Here is a 23,428-nt window from a genome sequence, read left to right as displayed (position 1 = left end):
AAAAGTTATGAAACATTAAGCGCTTTTAAATCTTAATTTTTTAGCAACGAAAATGAAAACCGCTCTTTTTTTTCATATACGGTATCAATATTTAATTCCAATAACCCTTTTTGAGATTCAATATTTTCTTTTCTGCCTTTGAAATTAATGGAGTAAAGGCCTTCTTGAGGAACTTTCCATACCATTCTTAAAGGACCATAGCCGCTTAAGTAAACTTGAACGTTATTATTTTCATCCGTTTTAAAATTAGAAAGGGCATAAGTTGAGCTTACAAGATAAGGTTTTGAAGCCATGGGCAAGTTCCCGATTTGCAAGTGTTCTTTTAATTGAATGCTTGGATCTTTGATAGAGGGATCTAAAAACACATACAGGCTGCCATGTAAATGCCTCTGTCCAATAACTCCTTTTGATGCGTCAAAATCCACGCATTTTAAAAAGGACTTGTCCCATCTAAGCGTATTTACAAACCCGCGATTATCAATTTTAAATTCATTATCGCTTAATTTTATTATGGCCGCTTGATAAAAGCTTTTAATGAGTTTAGCAAAAAAGCTTGTTTCAACAGGGATAATTTCTTTTTTTGATAGAGCCGAAATATTCTCTTTTAAAGCGCTTAAGCTTGCTAACTTTTCACCTGAATACATGTGATAATAAAGATCTATTGGCCTAAGTCGAATCGGAATTCCCGTGGTATTCCAAGTGACTTGAAGTTGATTAAAAGCAAAAAACCTTGTTTTCCAAAAATCCGTATACTCATTTTCATTCGCCATAGAGGAAAAAGGTTGAATCAACCCGTTGACTATTCTAGCTAAAGGCTTGACATCGCCATAAGATGGAAATTCTCCATCAAACCTTGTGCCCCCTCCATTTATTTGGGGAATATTAGCTTGCTTTACGAGATAAAGCGCTTTAAAAAAAGGCCTGCAATTGCCGGACCAATGAAGTGACTCAACTTTTTTTCCTTTAGGCAGCAAGGTTTCGATTTTCGAAATAGACCCTTGAATTTCCTGATTCAAATTAAAAGGCATATTGGCAAAAGCCCTTGGTACTGTATACCCTTCCTCAAGAATGGGGTATTCAAAAGGGGCATCGGATTCCTCTTCGGCATTTTTAGATGGAAAGCCTAAAAGATTCCAAAATGAGGTCATAAAACTTCTCTTCTTCCATGTGCCAAAGGAATAAAATGAAAGGAACGGCTCTTCTTTTTGAGGGGTATAATTTTTAAAAAAATTCCAATCAAAAGGATGGCTATAAGTATGTGTGGCAGGTTGAATCCAATCAAGCTCGTAAATTTTTCTTGCGATTTTCTGACTTTCCTCTGTTCCAACCCATTCAAAATCAACATCAGCCCCGATAACTGCAACAGATACCGGCAGATAAGGATTTTTCTTTAAAATCTCCTCGTAAATAACTTCAGAAGAAGAAGGGTTTGTTTTATCAGGGAGGTTAATTTCACTTTTATTATTCCAACCGTCCCCGTCAATTTGGGAGTAAAAAATACGCTTGCCGCAAAGTGTTGTCGTATCCGGTTTTGGAAAGAGGCTGAGATCTAATGCTTTTGAAAAAAACGTAAAAGGGTTTAAATACCACTTTTTATAATCCTTGCCGCCATAGGTATTTTCAAAGAGCGCATACCCTTGGCTTATATAAGCGCCTCTTGGACTATAGCTTGCAAGACAGCTTACTTTCTTATCTTGTTTTGTGTAAGCAGACAATATCTCTATCGTATCTTGACTTGTAGATTTAACAATCGGAAAGGGTTCTAATATCGGACCGAATTCTCTTTCAAAATCAAAAAACTCAAACCCGTTCATTTGTAATTTTATGTTGTAAGTATAAACAATCCAATCAGACTCCATTTTCAGTCCAAAAAGACTCCAAAAATCTTCTATTTGAAGCTCTATGTTTCTAGCATAACGGAGGTTATCCCAAGGAGGAGTGCCTATAAGAATGACTTTTATATTCTTTTTTAAGGATTCAATTAAAAAAGTTAATAAAATTTGAGCTTCCTCAAACTCCATTTGAGGCATCTCAAAGAGAAGAATGGCATTTACATTTTTAGTCTCTTTAAAATCACTTAACTCTTTTATATCTTTAAATTTTACGATTAATCCTAAGTGTTCTAAGGGTGTCGTGGCATATTGGAAAGCATAAGTAAACCAAGGATCTTCAATTTTACTTCTTGAATAAGGCGCTATCACTTCCCTTTTCAATTCTTGAATGGTTTCGAGAGGGTGGATTAAACATAAAGAGAAATAGAATAAGAGGAAGATTTTCACTTTTGTTAATTTCATTACCGAGTTCTTCCCTTATTGTTTGAATCTTCCAATTAAGGTTTTTCTTGTATTTTCATTAAATCAATATCCGCAACATAAGGAATAAACCCTTCTTTTTCAGATCTTTCGTAAATGGCTTTAATCCCTTGAGAATCACTTGAATTCCAATAATCCAGAGTATAAATGGTAAGATGAGGAAAAAGTTTTTTCAAATTCTTTAAAAAGTCTATTTGCCTTTTGATTTCTTCTTCATTTTCTTTGCGGTATTCTTTTTTAGAAAAATCATAACTTGTAAATAAACTCTCAGCTAAAACCATGTTGATAAGCCCCCCGATTTCGGGCAGGATTTCATAGGCTCTATTAACCATAATCGGAACGTCAGGGTAATTTATTCGTATCGCTTTGATAAGTGAAATGGCAGATTCTCTCATCCCGCTAAATTGACTTGGATTTTGTCTTTCAAGCTCTAGGGGGGTATCTAAAGTATCGATGAAGAGGCCATCAAAACGTTTAAAAAGAAGTAAAGGAATGAGATCTTCTATTACAAATTCCGCCCATTTGAGGCTTCTGATATCGATTGCATATTCAGAGGGCCAGTTTGGATTTTCCGAAAGAAGAATTCCTAAATCCAAAACTTTGCTAAAGTATTTGCGGCTTTTTTCTATTTCTCCAAGATTGAGATAGCCAAGAGTTGTAACATCCGATTGATTAATAGTTTCAATTAATGGTAAAGTCGTGTCATCCATTACAAGAAGATTAAAGTTTTTTAAAGTATCTTTTGAAATCTCGCTATTGTAAATAATAGCAAATGGCCTATTGTCAGCAAAAGATCTGCTTTCACAAAATAAAATTATCGTCCATAACAGCCAGAAATATTGCATCGAAAGTTTATTCATTACTAAGAGTCTCATAATTGCTCTAAAAACCATATGTATAGACTTGTCTTAGATGTCTATTATTTTTTCCAGATAAAAAACGAAACTTTTACTTTATCTTGCTTTTTTTTCACTAATTCGGAAAAAAATATAGATTCTTAAACATTGAAAATAAGAAACTTTTAGCTTAAAATACAAACCCGCGTCCATTTTTCGGTTCTTCAAAGCCAAAAAATGATGTTTGAAAAACAGTATAAATTTTTTAATCGCTTTAGCAGGAGATCCTATGTCCTCTCCAGAAATCACTTGTTCTGATCCTTCCTCTCTTCTAAATGATTTAAATAATCGTTTTGCTTGCCCTTGTCATAACCAGACTGTAATATACAAAGTGCCCGGCGGGTCTTTTAGTGTAAGAGTAGAAGTCAAAAAAGGCTCTGATATCATAAGCGGCATTGTATCAAGAACTGCCATGGATGTGTATCAAATTGGCAACCAACTTTTTGCCTTGCCGAGTAACAAAAAAATCACAATAGAAGTTCAAGGAAAAGCAACAACTAGCAAGATGTCTCTTGAGAAAGAAGGGAGCAAATCGGATCTTAAGGATTTTTCCAAAGTTATAAAACTATTTAAAACCCTCTTCAATTTGAAATGGAACGATAAACCCTACCCTTTTCCAAAATCCCATGAAGCCGGAGAACATTCTCAAGGGTTCCATCACGACTCTCGCGAATATTTATCACTTAAAAATCAAATGGTAATAAGCGTAAGAAACTAATGGTTTTCAAAGACTTTTAGTTGAGAATAAGGATTCAAAAAAAGCTTTAAAAGCTCTTTTTTTAGAAGGCTCTTGCGCTTTCGGTTCTAAATAGGGGATCTCGATAAAAGATGAGTAGATCCCCCCATGATGAACCGTTTGATAGGCTTTAATTTCATTAGTATCCCCTTCGTTGCTGCCTCCTGTGTTCAAATTTCTTCCATGGTTTGGAAAATCTGAAGAGGTGATTTCAAGCCCCATTCGGTGATTTTTCAAAAAGGCATGGGCAATATGCCCCAAACTGATCTCAACCCGATAAATTTTCCCTCTTTCAATACCGTGGGTTGCTCTTACTGAATCTAAAAATCTCATTCTAACATAACCTGAGAGAAGAAAATGGGAATCCCCCCCGGGGTGGATATCTATTAGCTTTCCAACAAAATCCGTATCCATGGCGCTTGATGAAACATATAAAACAAGCGTGACAGGGCCTGCTATTTCAAAATCGCTTTGCATCTTAGACGAGGCATAAAAAAGAACATCTTGTCTTTCATAGAGGCTTCTTTGGTTTCTTGGACCCTCCGTTCTGTTGCCATAGATCATATTGTTGCCAATAGAAGGGCACGGGTTTTCAGGATCGTATGTGAAGCTATCTTTTCCGGAAAGTTTAACAGGCTCAAATGATAAAGATCCGTCTCCAAAAAATGTATTCGCTTTCCCGCCGCTTGTTAAATACAAAATTTTGGCTCTAGAATCGCTTGGAGGCCATGAATCCCCTTCCCTCCATTCATTTTTTCCCATCATGAAGTATCGAACCATAAAGGATCCAAGATCCACTGAAGAATTATCTTTTAAATAAAAATCAAACCATTTTAGAAAATACTTCATCTGATTTCGAAAGAGGGCTTTATAGCCATAATTGATTCCCGGAAAATGTAAACTGGGCTGATGGCTCCATGGCCCAATGATCAACTTGCTTGCTTGATGCAAAGTCGTTTTGGAAAGTCTCTTCGCTTCTAAAAAATCTTCGATAGTATTATTTAAAAACCGATCAAACCAGCCAGCCACATATAGAATCGGGATGATGATTTTTTCTCTTCGATGGCTGACGCTTATAGCTTTCCAATACTCATCCGGTTGAAGGTGGGACATCCAGGTTTTGAAAGTTTCCATCCCGCCTTGAAGCCTTTTATCGAACTGTAAAACAGGAAGCTGCATAATAGTCAAGTCCACCTCTTCATGGGTGACGTCGCCTTCATGCCTTCCTTGATGCTTTGAGAGCCAATAAATAATATCTTTCAAATAGGGAACTCCTTTATCAAACCATCCCGTATAGGCATTCTGACAGCAAAACATCGGAATCATCGTTTTTAGACCGGAAATTTGGGCGGGAGCCGCAAGCCATGCGCTTGAGCCTAAATAGGAAAAGCCGAACAAAGCCATAGAGCCGCTGCAAAAGCTTTGTTCTTGGATAAAAGCGAGGGTGTCTTTGCCGTCTCTTTCTTCGTTTATAAACGGAGTATAGTCTCCTTCAGAGCCATATCTTCCCCGAACATCCTGAATAATAACGACGTAACCCTGGCTTGCAAAGACCGATGCAATTTCCGGATAAGTGTGATCCCTGTTATCTTTTCCATAAGGCGTTCTTAAGATAATTACAGGAAATCTTTCTTCCTTTTTTGGACGAAAGACATCGGAGGTTAGCAAAGTCCCGTCAGACATCGGAATTAAAAAATTTCGATCGATTTTAATTTTAAAAGCCGGAGCAGGCAGCCCCAGGACATAACAGTAGATTCTTATATGCACCTGATAAAAATAAAACGCATAAATGAGAAGAGCGATCAATAAAATCAAAATGAGGGCATAAAGAAACGATAGAAAGCTAATGTCTCCAAGGACCATAAACAACACCGCGAAACGCCATAAAAATTCCTACAAAGCAACTCTTAAAGAGCTTAAAAATATAAATCTTAAAAAAATTTAAAAAAAATAACACCTATTATTAATTAATTTTTAGCCATTCAGCAATAAGTTCAGCATCCTCTTTCATTTGCTCTGAACTTAAAGGATTTATTTTAATTTTACGAAGAGCCTCTTTATATTCACTATCACTTCTTTTTTTTAATAATCGATAAAGCATCCAAATCCCAAGAGTAGACGGCCTTCGGTCTAGTGAATAAATGAGAGCTTTCTCATAACCTTTACATTTTTCAATAGCATGGACAAGAGGTCCCGGGGATCCAAGTTCTTCTTCAGGGTATTTTTCTAAAATCCCAAAAAGAGCAGGTAAGGCTTCTTCTTTATTCTTTGCCTGCAAAAGTTCATCTGTTAATTTTGAAAGCCTCAGCATATAATCACCCTCCATGCAAAATATTTTTAAATCTGATATGATATCTGCAATTTGTCGAACCATAAGATGCGTCCATTGAAATTAGGGGAAAAATCAACCTTTAGGAATGATTTAAGACCTGATTTATATTTTTTTCACTTTCAATAGTGAAGGGCTGAATTTGAAAATTCAAGTTAAAATAATAAATTCTTTATCAAAGGAATTTCGACAAAAATTTTATTTTATTAGGAATATAATAAATAAAAATTTTAAAATGAACCCATTAGTTTTTTTTGGGAACGATAAACAAATACCTTGAATAAATTTTTTGAATACTCGTTAGAAAACTTAATTGTTTTAGGATAAGCATGTCAACTAAACTTAAGACAAGTCAAAGAGGGTCTCTTTTTGGGCTCATTGTTTCCCAATTTGTCGGGGCATTTAATGACAATGCCTGGAAGATCATGGTCTTTACTCTCGCCACAAGACCCCTTTTACAAGAACCTCTTGCCCAAGAAGTTTTTGAATACTCCTCCCAGATGAAAGCGACAGTCGCTCTCCTTGTTTTCCTTTTCCCGATGCTGATATTTTCTTTCCCGGCAGGTGCTTTAGCGGATCGCTTTAGCAAAAGATCCATGATTATTATCATGAAAGGCTTTGAAGTCCTATTAATGCTTCTTGCCACTTTAAGCCTATACCTTATTCCCGCAGAACTCCTCTTCCCCTACATTCTTCTTGGCGCCATGGGCATGCAAAGCGCTTTATTCAGCCCGGCAAAGTATGGAATCCTTCCTCAAATTCTTCCTTACGAGAAATTATCGAAAGGAAACGGCTTGATGGAAATGTGGACTATGATTGCCATCATAGCAGGCACAGGCCTCGGCCCCATTATGTTAGCCTTAGACAAAGGAGGGCTTGCTCCCGATCTTTCCTGGACAGGTCCCGTTATTCTATCTGTATTGTCCTTAATTGGATTCGCAATGTCTTTCCTAGTTCCAAAAGTTGAACCCGCGCAAAAAGAAAGCAAAGGATCTATAGAAACTCTAAAAGATGCCGGAAGAGCAATGTGGACGGATCGAATTTTGCTCTTGGCCATTTTAGGCACTTTCTTTTATTGGTTTATCATTAGCTTGCTTGGACAAAACGTCCTTGTTTATGCAAAAACACTTGTGAAGCATTTAGAAAAAGGGGAGCTTCTTCAAGGCTTGCCGCCAGCCTCTTACGGCATTGGAATTGCGCTTGGAGCCCTTATCGGCGGAAAAATTTCAAAAGACCGCATCGAATACGGCCTTATCCCATTTGGTGCAATAGGATTTGCCATCCTTTCATCTTTTCTTGGTTTAGTGCAGCCTAAAATACCCGGCACAGTAGCCACTTTAATTTGCATGGGAATGTTTTCAGGGATGCTGATTATTCCTCTGCAGTCTCTTGTGCAATGGAGAGCTCCTGTCGGAGAAAGAGGAGCGGTTATAGCCCTTAGCAACGCCTTGAATATCGGGGGCATGAAAGGGCGCCTGCCGCTATGGCATATCTTGGTCTTGACCTTAAAGAAACTTTAATCGCCTCCTCTATTTTTGTTGTAGGGGCCACTATTTGGTCCATTAAACTTTTGCCGGAAGCCCTCACTCGGCTTGTTTTTGTTATCTTGACAAATACCTTTTATAAAATACGAATTATAGGGGAAGAAAATATTCCGAAAGAGGGAGGGGCCCTGCTTGTTTCCAACCACTTATCGGCGCTAGATGCTTTTTTTGTATTAGCCTCAGTTGATAGGCCGGTCCGTTTTTTACTCAGCCACAAACATTTTGCCAAGTGGTGGCTTAAGCCCTTTGCTCTTGCCATGGACGCAATCCCTGTCCCTTTTGACGAAGAACCGGAGCAGGTTAAAATAGCTTTAAAAGCTGCCGCAAGACATCTTAAAAGAGGCCATCTGGTCTGTGTTTTCCCTGAAAGACAAGTTTCAAGAACAGGAATGATGCAGCCTTTCAGTGATGATATTCAAGAAATTATGGAAGGTCAGACAGCTCCTATCATTCCGATTTACCTGGATAGAGTCTGGGGAACAGTCTTGTCACCAAAGGGGGGGCGCTATATCCCGAGAAGACCGCAGAATATCCCTCACCCTATGACGATGCTTATTGGAAAGCCGCTTCCCCCGGAAGCCTCCCTTGTCCAAATTAGAAGAACCATCCGAAAATTAGGCTGCGAAGCTTGGGAGAGTAGAAAAGATGATGAAGTTCCTATTTACTTGCATTTTATAAGAAGCGTCTGGAGAGCTCCTTGGGCTTTATCGCTTGTCGATGAACATGAAAAGAAACATTCAAGAATTTCAATTCTTAGCAGGGCCATCTCCCTTGGGCGCATCTTAAAAAATCGATGGCTTGAAAAAAAACTAATAGGGGTTATGCTTCCTGAAAGTTTAGGAGAAGTTCTCTTAAATTTATCTATTTCTATCTCAGGAAAAACTTCTATCAACCTAAGCTCTAATTTTGATTCGGCGGCGCTTGATCAAATTATGACTTCTTTAAAGCCTGAGCTTATCATCACAACAAAAGACCTTTATCAGAAAAATTTTGAAGCCTTGGAAGATAAAGAAGTGGCATTTATTGAAGATATCATGAGCCAGGTTAAACTTCGCCATCGCTTAAGCTCAAGTGTTATGGGTCTTATCTTCCCGACGACAACCCTTGAAAAGATCTCCGGCTCAAATAAATCTCCCGGAATCGAAGATATTCTTTCCATCCAATTTACAAGCGGCGCCATGGATAGGCCAAAAGCTGTCTCTCTTTCTCATTTTAATGTTTCTTCAAATGTTGAATCGGTCTCGCAAGTCATTCCATCAACTAGCGCGAAAGATAAATTGCTTTTAGCTTTAGACATTTCAAACAGCTTCGGGTACATAGCCATGTGGATAGGCTTAAACCACGGGCTTCCGCTTGTTTTTACCCCCTCTTTTCTTGATGCCAAAACAACCGCAAAGCTTGTAAAAAAATTAAAAATCACGATGCTTTGGACAACCCCCTCTATTCTTCGCTATTATTTAGAGCATGTCAACCCGGATAGTTTTGGCTCTCTCAGGTTTGTCTTGACTGCCGGAGAAAAACTGAATGAAAAAATCGCTTCTAGGTTTAAAGAAAGATTTGGAATTCAACCGATGGAAGGTTACGGGACTGCTGAAATGTCAGGAATTATTACAACCAACACCCTCGATGTTCGATTGCCAGGAATCTATCAACAAGGTTCTCAAAAAGGGTCGGTCGGACAACCGATTCCAGGAGTTATGGTTAAAGTCGTTGATCCCCTCACCTTTAAAGAAGTTCCTCGTGGAAATGCAGGGCTTCTTCTTGCTAAAGGACCTAATCTTATGAAAGGCTATGCCATGGAAAAAGATGCGGGCCACGACGCTTTTCGAGATGGCTGGTTTATCACACAAGATGTAGCTTGTATGGATGAACATGATTTTGTCACAATCATCGACCGTAAAACAAGATTCTTGAAATGCGGAGAGTTTTTTATCCCTTTTCATACCATAGAAGATCTTCTTCACGAAGAGTTTGACGCAGAACCCTATAGCTTCGCATTGACTAGCGTGAGTGATCAAATAAAGGGAGAAAAAATCATTCTTGTCCACACTCAAGAAAAATTGGATCACATGAAAGTCAACGGAACTCTTGAAAAAAACGGGCTTTTTCCATCTAATGGGCAATTTGAATTTTTGAAATTAAATAAGCTTCCTATGACAAATTCCGGGAAAATTGATTTTGCGGAGTTGAAGAAACTAGCCGGAAATCATTAATTTCAAGGGAAAGTTAAATAGAATGAGAACAACAGGATCTTTATGAAATTCGCTCCATTTATCTTAAGCTTCTCTTTTCTTTGCTGTTTTATGGCTGAGCTTTCGGCTTATTCCATATTAACCAAAACTCAAAATCAAATTGGAAAAACAGTTGAAATCAAAGAGATTGTTCCTGAAAAAAGCGAGGAGCAAGCAGTTAATCTTGAGACGCCTATAAAAGAAAATGAGGACTTTGCCGAAATTTATGAAGAGTCCCCTCAAAATAGTTATTATGGCGAGCTTGGTGTAGTTTTAGATCCCGGCAGCCCTGATACGGACGTCTTTCAAGCAGAATTTGCGCAAATAAGGCATGAAGGCCGTGATTGCAATCGCTTGGTTTTAGTTTTAAGGAATTTATTGCCATGGCTTCTTTCGATAAACGAGCACCCCAGATTGACCTCTTTTGTTGAATCCATCCAAGATTACATTTGTTTTATAAAAGAGAAGGGTCAAGAAAATTTTGTAAGAGATGCCCTGCTTATTGGCAAAAAAAATGGCTGCGACTATGAAATCCGCATGAATTTAAGCCATCCCTTTTATAATTACTATGATAAATCCCTTTCTTTTGAAATACAAATAGAAGACGAAAGCTTGCAAGAAGATTGTTTGCAATACGTTTTCTTGCTTCTTGAAAAAAAGTAAAGCCAAACTTGCTTAAATTAGTCTGACGCCTATATAGTTTCATTTCTAACTTAAAAACATCTTGGCTCTCCCTTAAAAAAGGAGCTTGTTTTTCTGTTAGCTAAGTCAATCTTGCTTAAAGAACATTATATTTTTTAATTTTTTATATTAAAAATTTTAGCTTAAAAACTAATAACGCAAACTTTTTTTATTGGTTCTATAGTATTTTATCGGTGGCTCGCATGACGCATTATTTATTCACTTCAGAATCCGTGTCTGTCGGACACCCGGATAAAATCGCAGATCAAATCTCTGATGCCATTTTAGATGCCTGTTTAAGTCAGGACAAAGACTCAAGAGTTGCTTGTGAAGCCCTTGTCGGTCTTGGCCTTGTCGTATTAGCCGGAGAAGTAACCACAAAAGCCATTGTTGATTTTCAAGCCGTAGCAAGAGAAACAATTAGAGAAATAGGTTATGACGATCCCTCTCTTGGTTTTGATTATAAATCTTGCGCTGTTTTAACAAGCATTCATCAACAGTCTCAAGATATTGCAGTAGGGGTTGATAAAACTTCCTCTAAAGAATTAGGAGCCGGCGACCAAGGCATCATGTTCGGCTATGCTTGCGATGAGACCCCTGAACTTATGCCTATGCCTATTATGCTGGCTCATGCTATCGTAAGAAAACTAAAATCCCTTAGGGAAAGCTCTGAGCTTAATTATCTAAAGCCTGACGCCAAATCGCAAGTGACTATCGAATATGACAACGCCCATAAACCGAAAAGGCTTCATTCGGTTGTCATTTCTACGCAGCATTCTCCCGATGTAAAACAAGAAATTCTAACCCGTGATTTAAAGCGGCTCACTGAAGAAATTGCGCCATCCGGATTTATTGATAGCAATACGCAATTTTTTATTAACCCGACAGGAAGATTTGTCATAGGCGGACCGGTTGGCGATACTGGCCTTACAGGCCGTAAAATTATTGTAGATACCTACGGGGGAATGGGACGGCATGGCGGCGGGGCTTTTTCCGGCAAGGATCCAACAAAAGTTGATCGATCAGCATCCTATGCTGCAAGGTATGTCGCTAAACACATTATAGCGGCAAAATTGGCCAAACGATGCGAAGTCCAGCTTTCCTATGCTATCGGAGTATCTCATCCTATTTCCATCAAAGTCGATACTTTTGGAACAGGCAAGGTCGATGAGAACCTTATTGCGGAAGCCATCCCCTTAGTATTTAATTTATCTCCACAAGGCATTATTGATATGCTGGACCTTAAACGGCCTATCTATAAAAAAACTGCTTTTGGAGGTCATTTTGGCAGATCGGAAAAAGAATTTAGCTGGGAACAAGTAGATAAAATCGAAAACTTAAAAGAAGCTATCAAGCATCGCTCTTTCACGCATTAACCTTTTAGGCATTCAATAAAACATGTTAAACCATCATCGATTATCTCCTATTGTTTTTCTCTTTTTACTTTTTTCTTTGACAGGTTGCTGTCAAAAGGTTCGAGACTTTTCAAGATTCGGCGCGGATGAATTTGTGATTGATTCCTATAAAATCAAAGAAGGCAAGCTTGCGATTTTGGAAATGCAAGGAATCCCATTAGAGGAGGTCCCTTGCGAGGCCATGTATGAATTTAAAGATGTCATCGATGAGAACGATACTCTCATCATAGCGGTGTATCATCCGACAAGAAAAGATCTCATGGAATCTATCCAATTCATCAATGATACGGTTGGGGGATTTCGTGTGAACAATGGAAGGGTTGATCTTCCGGATATCCCCCCGGTTTTGATAGCAGGCCTTACCCTCGAAGAAGCTCGAATTAAAATACAAAACGAGTTTCGCAATCAAATTAGAGACACCGAAGTATTTGTAAACTATAAAATGAGGCGGGCAAAAAAAGTAGAACTTACAGGCCTTGTAGCAACCGATGCCGTCCCTGTAGATGGCAGAATGAGACTTTATGAGGTCATAGCTCATGCAAAAATTCCACCTAATGCTAATTTCTATAATAGTTATGTCGTTCGAGACGGTTGCCAACTAGGCATAGATCTTCACAAACTCATTCATGAAGGCGATATGTCTCAAAACATCGTAATGCGAGGAGGGGACAAAATATTTATCGCAGCTCCGTCAGATAGCTTAGTCATGGTCATGGGAGAAGTGGGTTTACCAAAGCCTGTCGAAGTTCCTTACGGTTTTATTTCCCTTAGGGAAGCTCTTGTTTCCGCCCATGGGATTCCCTTTACAGGAGATAAAAGAAACATTCAAGTCATCAGAGGAAACCTTCCTTGCCCTAAAATCTACACTCTTTGCTGGGAGCACATCATCCACCTCCCGAACGACAGTCTGTTGCTGATTCCCGGAGATACGGTTTACGTCTCTGAAACGCCGCTCACTAGATGGAATCGATTCATCGATCAGTTACTGCCAAGTGTGACCGGAATTCAAGCAGGATATGGACTTTATAGGTTAACGAACTAGGAATTTTTATGAGCTTTGAATCAAAAGATAATAAGGAAATAAATGTATCGATTTTTGATTTTATAGCCATAATTAGGAAATACCGGTTTAAGATAGCATTCATAGCTTTAATCTTTGCAAGCCTTGGCATCGCCTATGGCAGCATGAAGCCTCTTAGGTTTGTCGCTGAAGCCTTGTTTCGTGAAGAAGGTCAAACTCAGTCCGATGGCCGTATGGCAAATCTTTCTCTTTCTTCTTTCACAAGCAGCGATCAAAATAAAGCCATCAGTTTTTTTAAATCTCGATTTTTGATTGAAAGAGTTATCAAAGAACTTAATTTACAAGTAAGCCTAATCACGAAAAGCCCTAAAGAGGCTCTTTTTGAAACGGTAGCCAATAACTTAAAAATAGAGTTATCCAGCCTTATAAGTAAAATTAAACCTCAATTCAAAGAAGATTCAAAAGCCGTGGATGTACGGGAAGTCATTTTCTCTTTAGAAAAGTCTCTGAAGCTGAAATTTAGCTTTCTTGGAGGAAATGCTTACGAGCTTAAAAATGAAGAGGAAAATGAAACTTATGAGGGTCATTTTGGAAAACCTCTTTTCACAAAAGATTTTTCCTTTACTTTGGATCTGCTAGATGAAAGCGAACTTGCCAATTTAAAATTTATCTTGCTAACGCCGACTCACGTTTTAGTCAAACAGTTCTCAACTCTTCTTGAAGCTAAACCTGACCTTAAAGACAAAAAACTTGTAAACTTAAGCTTTACTTACCCACTAAGAAAAACGGCGGTCCTTTTTTTAGATACTTTGATGGATGCTTACATCAAGTACCAGCAAGAAAAAAGTGATAAGCTTTCTAAATCCCAACTTCAATATTTAAAAAAAAGACAACAGGAAGAATCCATTTCACTAAAAGAAGTTTTAGATTCTTATGCCCGGGAACTTGAATCGCATGTCTCTCTAAGCGGCTTTCCTAAAGGGGAAGATGCCATGCGATTTCTTGTTACAAAGCAATTTGATTTAAAACAAAAAGATTATGCCCTTTTGCTTGAAATTAATAGATTAAAAGAATTAAGCGAAGGAGATCTTGCCTATTACGACCCGTATAACTCACACGGGGATTCACAGATCATCAATACGTTGCTTGGAGAAATGCGTCATCTGAAAATGAAATCCGATGAAGCTTTGCAAAGTATCAATAAAAATAAGCAAACCGAAATAAGCAGCCTAGAGCTTGCAAACCACATTAAAAATTTAGATAAAATACGAAATACCATAGCAGGTCTTCAAAAAATTAAAGATTCTTTTAAAGATGACAGGCACTTAAACCCTTTTTCAGATGAGTTTTTTGAATCCATAGAATCCACACAAATTTTAAACTGGTATAAACAGCTTCTTACCTTAAAAAAGGAATCTAAAAATCAAAACAACTTAAATTCTTTTCTTCCCTTAAAGGATAAATTCATTTCCTATCTCTCCAATCTTATCCAGTTTCATACCGTGCAAGAAAAAACGGTCGAGGAAAGAATTATTTATCAAACCAATGAAAGCAAAGAATTTAATGGTTTAACTCTAAGCATGGCTGAAAATCTTCTTGAAATTTTGCATGAAGACCTTAAGGAAACCCAAAGCGATCTCCAACAGCAACTCTTCATTTCAGACTGTGTCAGCAATGAAGCAACTGAGCTTGGTCCCTTAATTTCCATGACAAACGATATTGTCTCCTCTGACATGCTAAGCCGCTATAATAGGCTTCTTCTTGATCTAAAAGATGAATCTAATAGAAGCCATAAAGAACAGGAACGGATTAAACAAGAATTAGATTTTACAAGAAATTGTTTTGAAAAGCACCTATCACAAATAGTTTCATGGCTTAGCTTAAAAACAGAACTTTTAAAAGATAAAATTTTAAACCTAAAAGAGACGGTCTTTGTCCTTTATCAACAAAGCATTCTGTTATTAGAAAAACAATTAAAAGACTATACGGAAAGCCGTATCCATAACTTGGAAAAAGAAAAAGAACTCATCAGTGAGCATTTAAAATCTATTCAAAAAGAAATGGCCAATGTTCCAAAAACGTGGGTAGCCGATATTTTAGTTCAATATCAAGTGGATTCCGCAAAATTATTCGGGAGGCAAATCTCTCAAATGGTTGAATCTAAAAATATCGCTATGAATCTGGAGCTGACGAAATCTCATCCGGTCGATCTTGCGTTTGCTGCAAATACACCAAAACCTCCTGCACTTTTTATATATGGACTTATAGGATTTCTTTTTGGGGGAAGTTTATCTCTGATTTCATTTGTCTGCTATGAAGGTTTTATGGGACTTCGTCTCTCTATGAAAAATTTGCAAGGAGCCCATAAAAAAGTCGCCGGACCTTTTAGATTAAAAGATGCTTTAAATACATCAGAGCTATCCGATGAGAATCTTCTGGCCCTTAGACAGGTTCTTTCTTTTGCAGAGATTGAGACGCCGAAAAAAACTTTGCTTCTGTCCATGGGCAACTACGTGGATTATAGTGAAAGCTTGGCTAAACTTTTAAAAAAAATTGGAAAAAAGGTTCTTGTTATGGATCTTAGCTTTAGTCAAGCCTCAAATGAGGATGGGCTGTATGCCTACCTTTTAGGGGAGAGTCAAACAGCTCCGATTTTAAATAAGGATGGGTATCATTTTATCCCCGCGAATGGAATCACTCGCTATAGCAACGAACTTTTACTTTCTAATCGTTTTAAAGAACTTCTTTTACGTTTAGCGCCGAATTATGATGTTATTCTTGGTGTTTCAACAGGTCTTAGTAATGAGGTGGATTTAAAAAATTTAATCCATCTTTTTGGAAAAGCCGTTATCAGCATACATAATGAACGCGTGCAAGATTTTGAAGAGATCTTAAGCATTGAAGATAATGAAGCTCTTACACTCTTTCTTTTTGTGGAATAATTTTCATGTTATTTTTAAGAAAAAAAATTTTATTATTATTTTGTCTAATTCAATTTGGACAAGCGACTGCTGCAGGTCCAATCACACATGCTTATTTAGCAGAACGTTTTTTAGAAAATTTTCCGCGGGAAAATTTTGAAGCTGAAAAATCCTTTATGATCGGAACTCTTTATCCAGATATCCGTTATATTTCTAAAGTTCATAGGAAAGAAACGCACATTGATGCCAATACATTAGATGATATTTTAGAAGAACCGGATCCTTTTATTGCAGGTGCAAAGTTTCACACTTATGTAGATAAAGAGAGGAATATCTACGTCCTAGCTTCCAATGTTTATCCAAGGCTTATGCCTAACGCTCCGATAAACTTTAGAGCCCTTCTCATTAAATTAATTGAAGACGAATACTTGCTTTCCAAATTAGACTGGAAAAACTATCTTTCCTTGCTCTCCAAAGTGCATCAAGGAGAACTTAGCCAAGGCGTTCCGGAAGCTACAGTCAAAAGGTGGCATACTTTTCTAACCCTTTATTTTCGAAGCTCCCCCCTTTCTTTTTTATCCCTGATGAGTCTTTTAAAAAACCCGGTCGGCCCTTATTCGCAAAAAGAAGCCCTGCTTGTTCTTCCTGATTTTAAAAAAGCAATGGAAAATCCTGCCTTTAAAGACTATGTCTACGGGATGGTCGCTATCTTTGAAAATCATATCCAAACAAAAAAAAGACAAATTAAACCCCTGATTGCGCCTAATCCACAGGCAAGCGACCCAAGGTGTCAATAGATTTTTTAGAATTGCCTGAAGGCAATGCCGGGGCTTTTGCCGAATGACAAAGATAAAAAAGATATGACTAATTGCGGATGATTGCCTGTGAGCGTAATATCCTTTCCAAACAAGGGAGGATGCTATGCATCAACAGATGATTGCAATTTTTTGTATTTGTGATGAAGTAGTAAAATATTTTGTTCTCAAAGATGATTCGCAATGCAAAATGACAACTAAGCGAACGAGGTTTGCATTAATTTCTGCACCTCATTTCCGGTTTGATTATAAAAAACCCGTCTAATCTCCTTAACTTTCAAATGAACTACTTTCTAAACTAACAATTTCTTTATATAAAAAATAAACAATTGAACTAGCCTATAAGGTTTAAGGTTCACTAAATTATCTTTAAAAAAGGAATATTATATGCAAGTAACCGCATCGCAAGGGCTAATTAATCAAGTTCAAACTAATGCCGCTTTTAATTTTAGCGTCAGAACAAGTATCCCGGTTTCTGTCACTTTATGTCTTTACAAAGGGGATAAGTACCATTCTCAGCTAAATTCAAAATCTTTTGATCACTCAACCCGTTTTTCTGCTGCCATTCCAAACGATATTACAAGCATAAGAGCTTATGTTGGCAGTAAGATGGGAGCTTTATGGGAAGATATTTCTTCTAAAAATGAAAGATCATTAGAGGTCAAAAATCTAGGATATGGAGATTATTCAGTCTACTGTCACAACTTTGAAATCTACAGCGCGCTAGAGCAAAAATTAGGATAATTAATTAACTTCTTTACGTCTTAAGATAAAGGAAAAGCACTTACGTGTTTTTCCTTTACCCGTATTGAGTTGGTAAGTAAAGCCGCCGATCGGGTAATTCCATTCCTTTTCATTCAATCTTTCCGAAACTGAGACAGTTTAGCTAAAGCTTACTGTCAATCAAGCCAGAAGACAGGTGCGGCTAGGTGCTAACACATAAGACTCTACAAAAAAATAGTACTATCAATTGTAACGATTCCGATTGACAGGAAACATTTTTTTTTCAAAGTTAAAACCTAAATTGAAAAAAAAATTTATAGCACTAAAAGGGATAGCAACGTGAAAATACGATTAAAAATGTTTTCTTTTCTTTTATGCCTTCTTTGCATGTCGGCGAATGCCGGTTTTGGAGCAATCCATCACAACATAAAAATGGCTTGCAAATGCTCGCCCGGCGATCAAGGGCCGCCTGGTATTGATGGCCCGGACGGTCCTACTGGACCTGATGGACCGGACGGCCCTCCAGGGCCTCAAGGCCCTCCTGGAGATCCGGGAACACAAAATGCCGTATCGAGCTGTAATCTTTTTATTATTGATGGGAGAATAGAAGTTCCAGCCTCAGGTTCAACCGCTGGAAGCGGTCCGGGCTATACCTATGTGGCTTTTCCGGACCATGTGGAGCTTCTTTTTACCGTTGGTTTGCCCGGCTGGACCGTTCAAGCAACTGCAGAAGCGGCCCCTGGAGAGTCGGCGGTCGTCAGCATTGATAATGTCACTTACTTTCCCGCTTTTTCAATTCAAATTGATGGAAACGCAACATTTGTTAATTTCCTCGCAACCTCTTGCTTGACGGCATAACCTCATAAGGGAAATTTATAATGCTAAATTTTTTAAAAAGAACATTTCATATAGCAATTACCTTCCTCCTATCTTTTGCAAGTTTTGCAAACAGCGAGAATTACGAAGGAGACCCTTGCTTTGCACCCAATTTTTATCAAGGTGATAGTTATCCGGTTGGTGATTTTCAAAGTGAGGAATCCCTTTATTTTGAAGATTTTCAAACAAATTCATCAAATATAGGAACAGCCCTGGCATCGGTTGGCTACCTTTCTTATACAAGCGAGAGAGGCCTTGGTATCAATTCCGGCTATACCACCTTAGGGCTGTTTGCTGCTATTAAAGACGACTATTTTGCAGATTTCCGTTTCCATCTTATGGATAATGGAAAGTATGCCTTTAACATCGGAGGAGGAGCAAGATACCTTTCCAATTCCTATATTTTAGGGGCTAACATCTATTATGATTATAGGGAAACTTCTTATAAAAATTATCATCAGTTAGGCCTTGGGCTTGAGTTTTTAGGCTGCAGCTATGATATCAGGGCGAATGCCTATATTCCTCTTGGATCCACAAGATCCTCTTCACATACTTGTATTTATGAGTACGATGGCGGCTATTTTGCTCTTAATCGGGATTTTGAATATTCCTTTTGGGGAGCGGATTTAGAATTCGGAGTCCCCATAAGCTGCAAAACTTGCGCCGGTGACATCAGGTACTTTTACCTAGCCGCAGGTCCCTATTATCTTAAAAGCGATCACACTTCCGATTTTTGGGGGGGTCGCTTTCGATTAATCTCTTATGTAAATGAGTATATACGTTTAGAGGGCAGATTGACCTATGACCATGTTTTCAAAACAAGAGGCCAAGGCGTTGTCACACTTGAAATACCTTTTGAGCAGATCTTCAGTCTTTTTAATTGTAATTCGCTTTGGAGTGGATGCAGCTCTTGCTGCTTTGATCCCATTTTTAGAAATGAAATCATACCGGTTCAAGATCATTGCCGATGGGAATGCAACTACAACTGCATCATAGATTGATAAATGTTAAAAATCTAAAAAGCAGATTTTTAGCTTAAGATATATTAAATTCTTCATCCTTTAGATGAAGTGTAAAGGTTAGTTAAAATGAGACACAGAATTTTCATTAGTTATTTGATTATTGCAATTTGCTCCATCTTTTCGAATATTGATTTGCAAGCTGCTGGTTGCTGCCCAGGCCCTCAAGGCCCGCCAGGACCCCAAGGGCCTGAAGGTCCCGCAGGTCCGGCAGGAGCTCCTGGAGAGCCGGGCGATCCGGGTCCTGAAGGACCTCAAGGACCACCTGGAACGCAGGAGGTATTGACTTCTTGCGTATATAGAATCGTTCAAGACAGCATTTTATTGCCGCCTTTTGGAGGCACTGGACCACAAGGCGATTTCAATATAGATTCCATTTCAAATTCTCAAGCGGTGATTACTTTTACAACTCCTGATGCTACAGGAGATTATGTTATTGTAGCAACGGCTAGACAAACGACCGGCAATATCCCGGTTCCTATAACTATAACAAGAGTTGGCCAAACAGTCACATTCGATCTTGATGGGACGGCAACGATAATCGAATTTTTTGCTATTCAATGTTTGGATGTAGCTGAATAAAAATTAATAGGGTTAATACGATGAAAAAATTTCTCTTTATAGCTCAATTCTTCCTTCTTGCTTCTGTAATGCTGATGGATGCTCCTCTAGAAGCAAGAAAATGCTGTCCGGGTCCAAGCGGCCCGCCAGGACTTCCCGGAGACCCGGGAGAACCCGGGCCGGATGGCGCGCCTGGTGCGGAAGGTCCTGAGGGACCTGTCGGACCACCCGGAACACCCGGTGATCTTGGAATAAATACTCAATGCTTGACAAATGTTTCTGCCGGCATTGTAGCTTTGCCTTCCGCCGGATCCACCGGGGATTATTCTTGGACCGCTACAGCAAATACATTGACATTAACTTTAAACCCGCCATTCACCCAAAATGCCACCATCATAGCTATACCCGAAGATCCGAACGCTTTATCTGATGTGATAAACATTAATAGAGGCCTTACGACAATCGACTTAAATGTGATAGATTCGAATACAGGGGATCCGGATACAGCGGGATTTATAAATTTTGTCATTATGGAATGCGTTGAATCCCCAACGCCATAATACTAAAAAGCCTCTTATTACGATAAGAGGCTTTTTTCTTAAAAGAAATAGATCACATTTACGTTGAGAAACGCCCCATAGACATTTTCAAAAACGCCTGAGACACGGCCTGCCAAGGGACCTCGATTGACATCACAGAGTAGATCCCCCTGCCATTGTAATTCCGCTGAAAAATCAAAAATCAAGCTTGTCGATTTTGCATAACGGCCTCCGGCCCCAAAACGGATTTGCTCACCGATTGGAAAATCAAGGGTTCTCTCTTTATTTGTGACAGCAGAAGAATCATAAGCCACGCCTGTTGAAAAGGAAAGACAGTCATTATAATACCATATGGCTCCGAAAGCTGCATGCCAAGTGTCTTCGTACTTTGGCAGGAAGCGAAAAGTCGTTCCATCAAGATCGCTAAGACTTAAAATGACTTTTTGAAATTCAGACCATTTTTGAAAGCCGAAGTCTAACATCAAAGCGAGATCGTCAGACCATTCATGGTAACCGCTCAGGATGAACCCTTGAGGCACCCTTACATTTAGATTTACCGTACTTCCAATAATTCCAACGTCTTCTAAAAGAGTTTCTAGATTTGGACCAATGTTATTAAACTCAGGCTTATCTTCAAATTTTAATTTAACTTTTGTCAGGTATTGAAGACCGAATCTTGTTCTGCAGGAAAGCTCATAGAGAACACCAAAAACAGCGCCGCAGCCAAATTTAGTATCATTTAATGAAAAATAACCGTCGTCCATGCCGTCTAGGGCATTATTAACAGCGGATCTTTGTTTTAGAAAGGCATACATAATGTTAAGACCGGCTCCAAAAGAAAGACAATCGTTGACTTTATAGGAGACGGCCGGCACAAGAGATAATCCTTGGCAAAGGGATTGTTGAATGTAATAGCGTCCCACCCAATCATGATTATATGATAAATCGGCTCCAAAGTATCCAAGGCTGCCAAAGCCAAAGGTTAATTTTTCACCATAAGGCTCAACATAAAAAAAACTACCTGAAGGCAGCCACTTAGAAGCCATCCCATCATCACCGGATGTTGTGGTAGCGTCATCCGGATTAAAGTGAACGTGTTGAAAAATAGTTTGAGCTCCAAATTCGACTCCCCTGCAAAGCCTTGACATGCCGGCGGGATTTGTAAACACGGTAGAGGGGTCTTGAGCCCTGGAGCTATAGCCGGCAGAAGCTAAGCGCGTGTCTGCCGATGAAATCTCATATAAAATAGCCCCTCCTGAAAAGGCCTGGATCGGAGTTATGAAAAAAAGAGGGAAAATAAGATTTCTTAATTTATTTATGTGTAAAAACATGTAAAACCAGCTTCGTTAATTTCATTTAATCATATTTTTTTGAAGATGTTGATTCATCCTTAATTCTTGGCTCAAACCATATTTTTGGAGAGTTATCAAATTGAAGAGTCACTTTCGCAGAGATTTTCACCTCATTTTCATTTTGATTCGTGTGGATGGTATACCCTTCAATTAGTTTTAAAATAAGCTCTGATATTTCATAAAAAGCAAGCACACGCCCGGGGCAAGCGTTCACTCCCTCTCCAAAAGGAAAGCAGCGCCACTCCGGATTTTCAGCAAGTTTAATCATAAGAGGGACAACGATGTCATCTTCCTGGATAATTGTTTTTCTTTGAAAATCTTCATCTCGAAGCCTATACACAAGGCAAATCTCATTATCGCATCTTCGACCCGTGCCATAAACAGGCGGAAATTTTCGTAACATTTCGAGAAAAAAAGTGTTAATTTTCCTTGATCTGTTTTTAAGGTTTTCAAACCTTTCATCGTTAACTGATCGAAGACTGCTATAGAGTGTATTCTGCAGCTTCGGATTTAACGCTAGTTGAAATAGAATGTAGGTTAAAAGGGAAGAAGTCGTTTCCTGACCTGCAAAAAAAAGAATGAAAATCATGGCTTTTTTTTCGGATTCAGAAATTTCTTGACCTTCAAATAAAGGAATTCTGTCTTGTTTTAAAATGGTTGTGACAGCTTTCCGGAAGTCTTTAAGTGATTTTTGATACAGCGCTTTCTCTTCCTCTGTTACTCCCATGATAGATTTTACAATATAATAGTTAATATAATTAACAGATTCAGAAATACTTGCGCTTACCCTTCCGTTATTAAACATAAGGGAGGTAATGATACGTGAAGCATATAGCCTTGTTTCAAGAGATACGTCAATCAGCTCTTTTTTAGCCCATTCCTCAATAAACTCACTCGCTGTTTTCTGTATCTCGGGAATATAATTTTTTATGGCTTCTTGGTTTAGAAACGGCTCTAATAAATCTCTGTATCTTTTTGTATGTTCAGGAGAACAAGTAAACATCATCGAATTTTTATCAAACTTTTCCTTAGGAAACACTTCTTTTAAAATATTAAAAATTTCCTCCATAGTACGAGTGTCTCTAAATAACCCATCTTCTTTTCTATGATGCTTAAATAGCTCTTTGACAACCACCGGGTCTAACAAAAATCGACGGGTCCCTTTAAAGCTATAAAGGGTCTCCATAAATAGGGTATGTTTATCATAACCTGCTAGCCGGAAAGCTTTTTCTATAAAAGTTTGAATAAAGGGTTGTTTCCAGGATAAAACATCGGCGCCTCCGAAATACATAGAAAGGGTTCCAAAAATTCGATAGGTGAAGTCAAGCGGCGCTTTAAAGGGATAGGTCACTGCACGATATAGTAAAGAGCCTTTATCTTCTTCAACTTCTTCAGGAGTTGCTTTTCTAAAACAAGCTTCAGCAACAATTGAATTTTTCATAGCTTGCATAAATTCA

19 protein-coding genes are annotated in these 23,428 nt (G+C 38.4%); 13 read left to right on the top strand and 6 right to left on the bottom strand.

Annotated elements, in window-relative coordinates; genetic code table 11:
- Nucleotides 1-32: 32 nt before the first annotated feature.
- Both CSEC_RS07595 and CSEC_RS07590 read right to left on the bottom strand, forming a co-directional pair.
- Complete coding sequence (locus CSEC_RS07595) at nucleotides 33-2,294, bottom strand: polysaccharide deacetylase family protein (protein WP_041017853.1); 2,262 nt, start codon at nucleotides 2,292-2,294, stop codon at nucleotides 33-35.
- A gap of 35 nt (nucleotides 2,295-2,329) precedes the next feature.
- Nucleotides 2,330-3,187, bottom strand: coding sequence for a glycoside hydrolase family 191 protein (locus CSEC_RS07590; RefSeq protein WP_053331892.1), 858 nt, complete (start codon nucleotides 3,185-3,187; stop codon nucleotides 2,330-2,332).
- A 250-nt stretch (nucleotides 3,188-3,437) separates the two neighbouring features.
- Between CSEC_RS07590 and CSEC_RS07580 the strand changes: the two genes are divergently transcribed.
- A complete protein-coding gene (locus CSEC_RS07580; protein ID WP_041017851.1) occupies nucleotides 3,438-3,926 on the top strand; it encodes a hypothetical protein in 489 nt (162 codons plus the stop codon).
- A gap of 6 nt (nucleotides 3,927-3,932) precedes the next feature.
- Here CSEC_RS07580 and CSEC_RS07575 read toward each other — a convergent pair whose 3' ends face one another.
- Nucleotides 3,933-5,807 (bottom strand): CocE/NonD family hydrolase, encoded by a 1,875-nt coding sequence (locus CSEC_RS07575; protein ID WP_041017850.1) that lies wholly within the window; start codon nucleotides 5,805-5,807, stop codon nucleotides 3,933-3,935.
- 100 nt (nucleotides 5,808-5,907) lie between these two features.
- On the bottom strand, nucleotides 5,908-6,318 hold the full coding sequence (locus CSEC_RS07570; protein ID WP_053331891.1) for a hypothetical protein: 411 nt from the start codon (nucleotides 6,316-6,318) through the stop codon (nucleotides 5,908-5,910).
- A gap of 284 nt (nucleotides 6,319-6,602) precedes the next feature.
- Here CSEC_RS07570 and CSEC_RS07565 point away from each other — a divergent pair, with 284 nt between their 5' ends.
- From CSEC_RS07565 to CSEC_RS12745, 12 genes are all read left to right on the top strand, one after another.
- The gene (locus CSEC_RS07565) at nucleotides 6,603-7,793 is read left to right on the top strand and encodes an MFS transporter (protein WP_041017849.1); all 1,191 of its coding nucleotides are present in this window, start codon (nucleotides 6,603-6,605) and stop codon (nucleotides 7,791-7,793) included.
- Nucleotides 7,757-10,030, top strand: coding sequence for an AMP-binding protein (locus tag CSEC_RS07560; protein ID WP_041017848.1), 2,274 nt, complete (start codon nucleotides 7,757-7,759; stop codon nucleotides 10,028-10,030). The genes CSEC_RS07565 and CSEC_RS07560 overlap by 37 nt, the downstream gene beginning before the upstream one ends.
- A 42-nt stretch (nucleotides 10,031-10,072) precedes the next feature.
- Nucleotides 10,073-10,711, top strand: a complete 639-nt coding sequence (locus CSEC_RS07555) for a hypothetical protein (RefSeq protein WP_041017847.1) — start codon at nucleotides 10,073-10,075, stop codon at nucleotides 10,709-10,711.
- Nucleotides 10,712-10,932: 221 nt separating this feature from the next.
- Nucleotides 10,933-12,105 carry a methionine adenosyltransferase gene (metK, locus tag CSEC_RS07550; RefSeq protein WP_041017846.1) on the top strand — a complete coding sequence of 391 codons (1,173 nt, stop codon included), beginning with the start codon at nucleotides 10,933-10,935 and terminating at the stop codon, nucleotides 12,103-12,105.
- A 22-nt stretch (nucleotides 12,106-12,127) separates the two neighbouring features.
- Nucleotides 12,128-13,186, top strand: a complete 1,059-nt coding sequence (locus CSEC_RS07545; protein ID WP_041017845.1) for a polysaccharide biosynthesis/export family protein — start codon at nucleotides 12,128-12,130, stop codon at nucleotides 13,184-13,186.
- An 8-nt stretch (nucleotides 13,187-13,194) separates the two neighbouring features.
- The gene (locus CSEC_RS07540; protein ID WP_041017844.1) at nucleotides 13,195-16,107 is read left to right on the top strand and encodes a hypothetical protein; all 2,913 of its coding nucleotides are present in this window, start codon (nucleotides 13,195-13,197) and stop codon (nucleotides 16,105-16,107) included.
- A 5-nt stretch (nucleotides 16,108-16,112) separates the two neighbouring features.
- Nucleotides 16,113-16,883: a hypothetical protein gene (locus tag CSEC_RS07535; protein ID WP_041017843.1), complete on the top strand. Its 771-nt coding sequence runs from the start codon at nucleotides 16,113-16,115 to the stop codon at nucleotides 16,881-16,883.
- Nucleotides 16,884-17,288: 405 nt separating this feature from the next.
- Nucleotides 17,289-17,645, top strand: a complete 357-nt coding sequence (locus CSEC_RS07530; RefSeq protein WP_041017842.1) for a hypothetical protein — start codon at nucleotides 17,289-17,291, stop codon at nucleotides 17,643-17,645.
- Nucleotides 17,646-17,963: 318 nt separating this feature from the next.
- A complete protein-coding gene (locus CSEC_RS13230; protein WP_202593698.1) occupies nucleotides 17,964-18,482 on the top strand; it encodes a hypothetical protein in 519 nt (172 codons plus the stop codon).
- 20 nt (nucleotides 18,483-18,502) lie between these two features.
- Nucleotides 18,503-19,501 (top strand): inverse autotransporter beta domain-containing protein, encoded by a 999-nt coding sequence (locus tag CSEC_RS07520; protein ID WP_041017841.1) that lies wholly within the window; start codon nucleotides 18,503-18,505, stop codon nucleotides 19,499-19,501.
- 87 nt (nucleotides 19,502-19,588) lie between these two features.
- Entirely contained in the window at nucleotides 19,589-20,101 is a 513-nt protein-coding gene (locus CSEC_RS12750) for a hypothetical protein (RefSeq protein ID WP_053331889.1), read from the top strand.
- Between the two features lie 20 nt (nucleotides 20,102-20,121).
- Nucleotides 20,122-20,640: a hypothetical protein gene (locus tag CSEC_RS12745; RefSeq protein WP_053331888.1), complete on the top strand. Its 519-nt coding sequence runs from the start codon at nucleotides 20,122-20,124 to the stop codon at nucleotides 20,638-20,640.
- Between the two features lie 38 nt (nucleotides 20,641-20,678).
- Here the strand turns inward: CSEC_RS12745 and CSEC_RS07505 are convergent, their stop codons facing one another.
- Both CSEC_RS07505 and CSEC_RS07500 read right to left on the bottom strand, forming a co-directional pair.
- Nucleotides 20,679-21,950 (bottom strand): OmpP1/FadL family transporter, encoded by a 1,272-nt coding sequence (locus tag CSEC_RS07505; RefSeq protein ID WP_041017840.1) that lies wholly within the window; start codon nucleotides 21,948-21,950, stop codon nucleotides 20,679-20,681.
- A gap of 25 nt (nucleotides 21,951-21,975) precedes the next feature.
- Nucleotides 21,976-23,421, bottom strand: coding sequence for a cytochrome P450 (locus tag CSEC_RS07500; RefSeq protein ID WP_041017839.1), 1,446 nt, complete (start codon nucleotides 23,419-23,421; stop codon nucleotides 21,976-21,978).
- Nucleotides 23,422-23,428: the final 7 nt, after the last annotated feature.

Origin of the sequence: Criblamydia sequanensis CRIB-18, assembly GCF_000750955.1 — a bacterium.
Lineage (GTDB): Bacteria > Chlamydiota > Chlamydiia > Chlamydiales > Criblamydiaceae > Criblamydia > Criblamydia sequanensis.
This window is presented reverse-complemented; position numbering and strand designations above follow the sequence as displayed.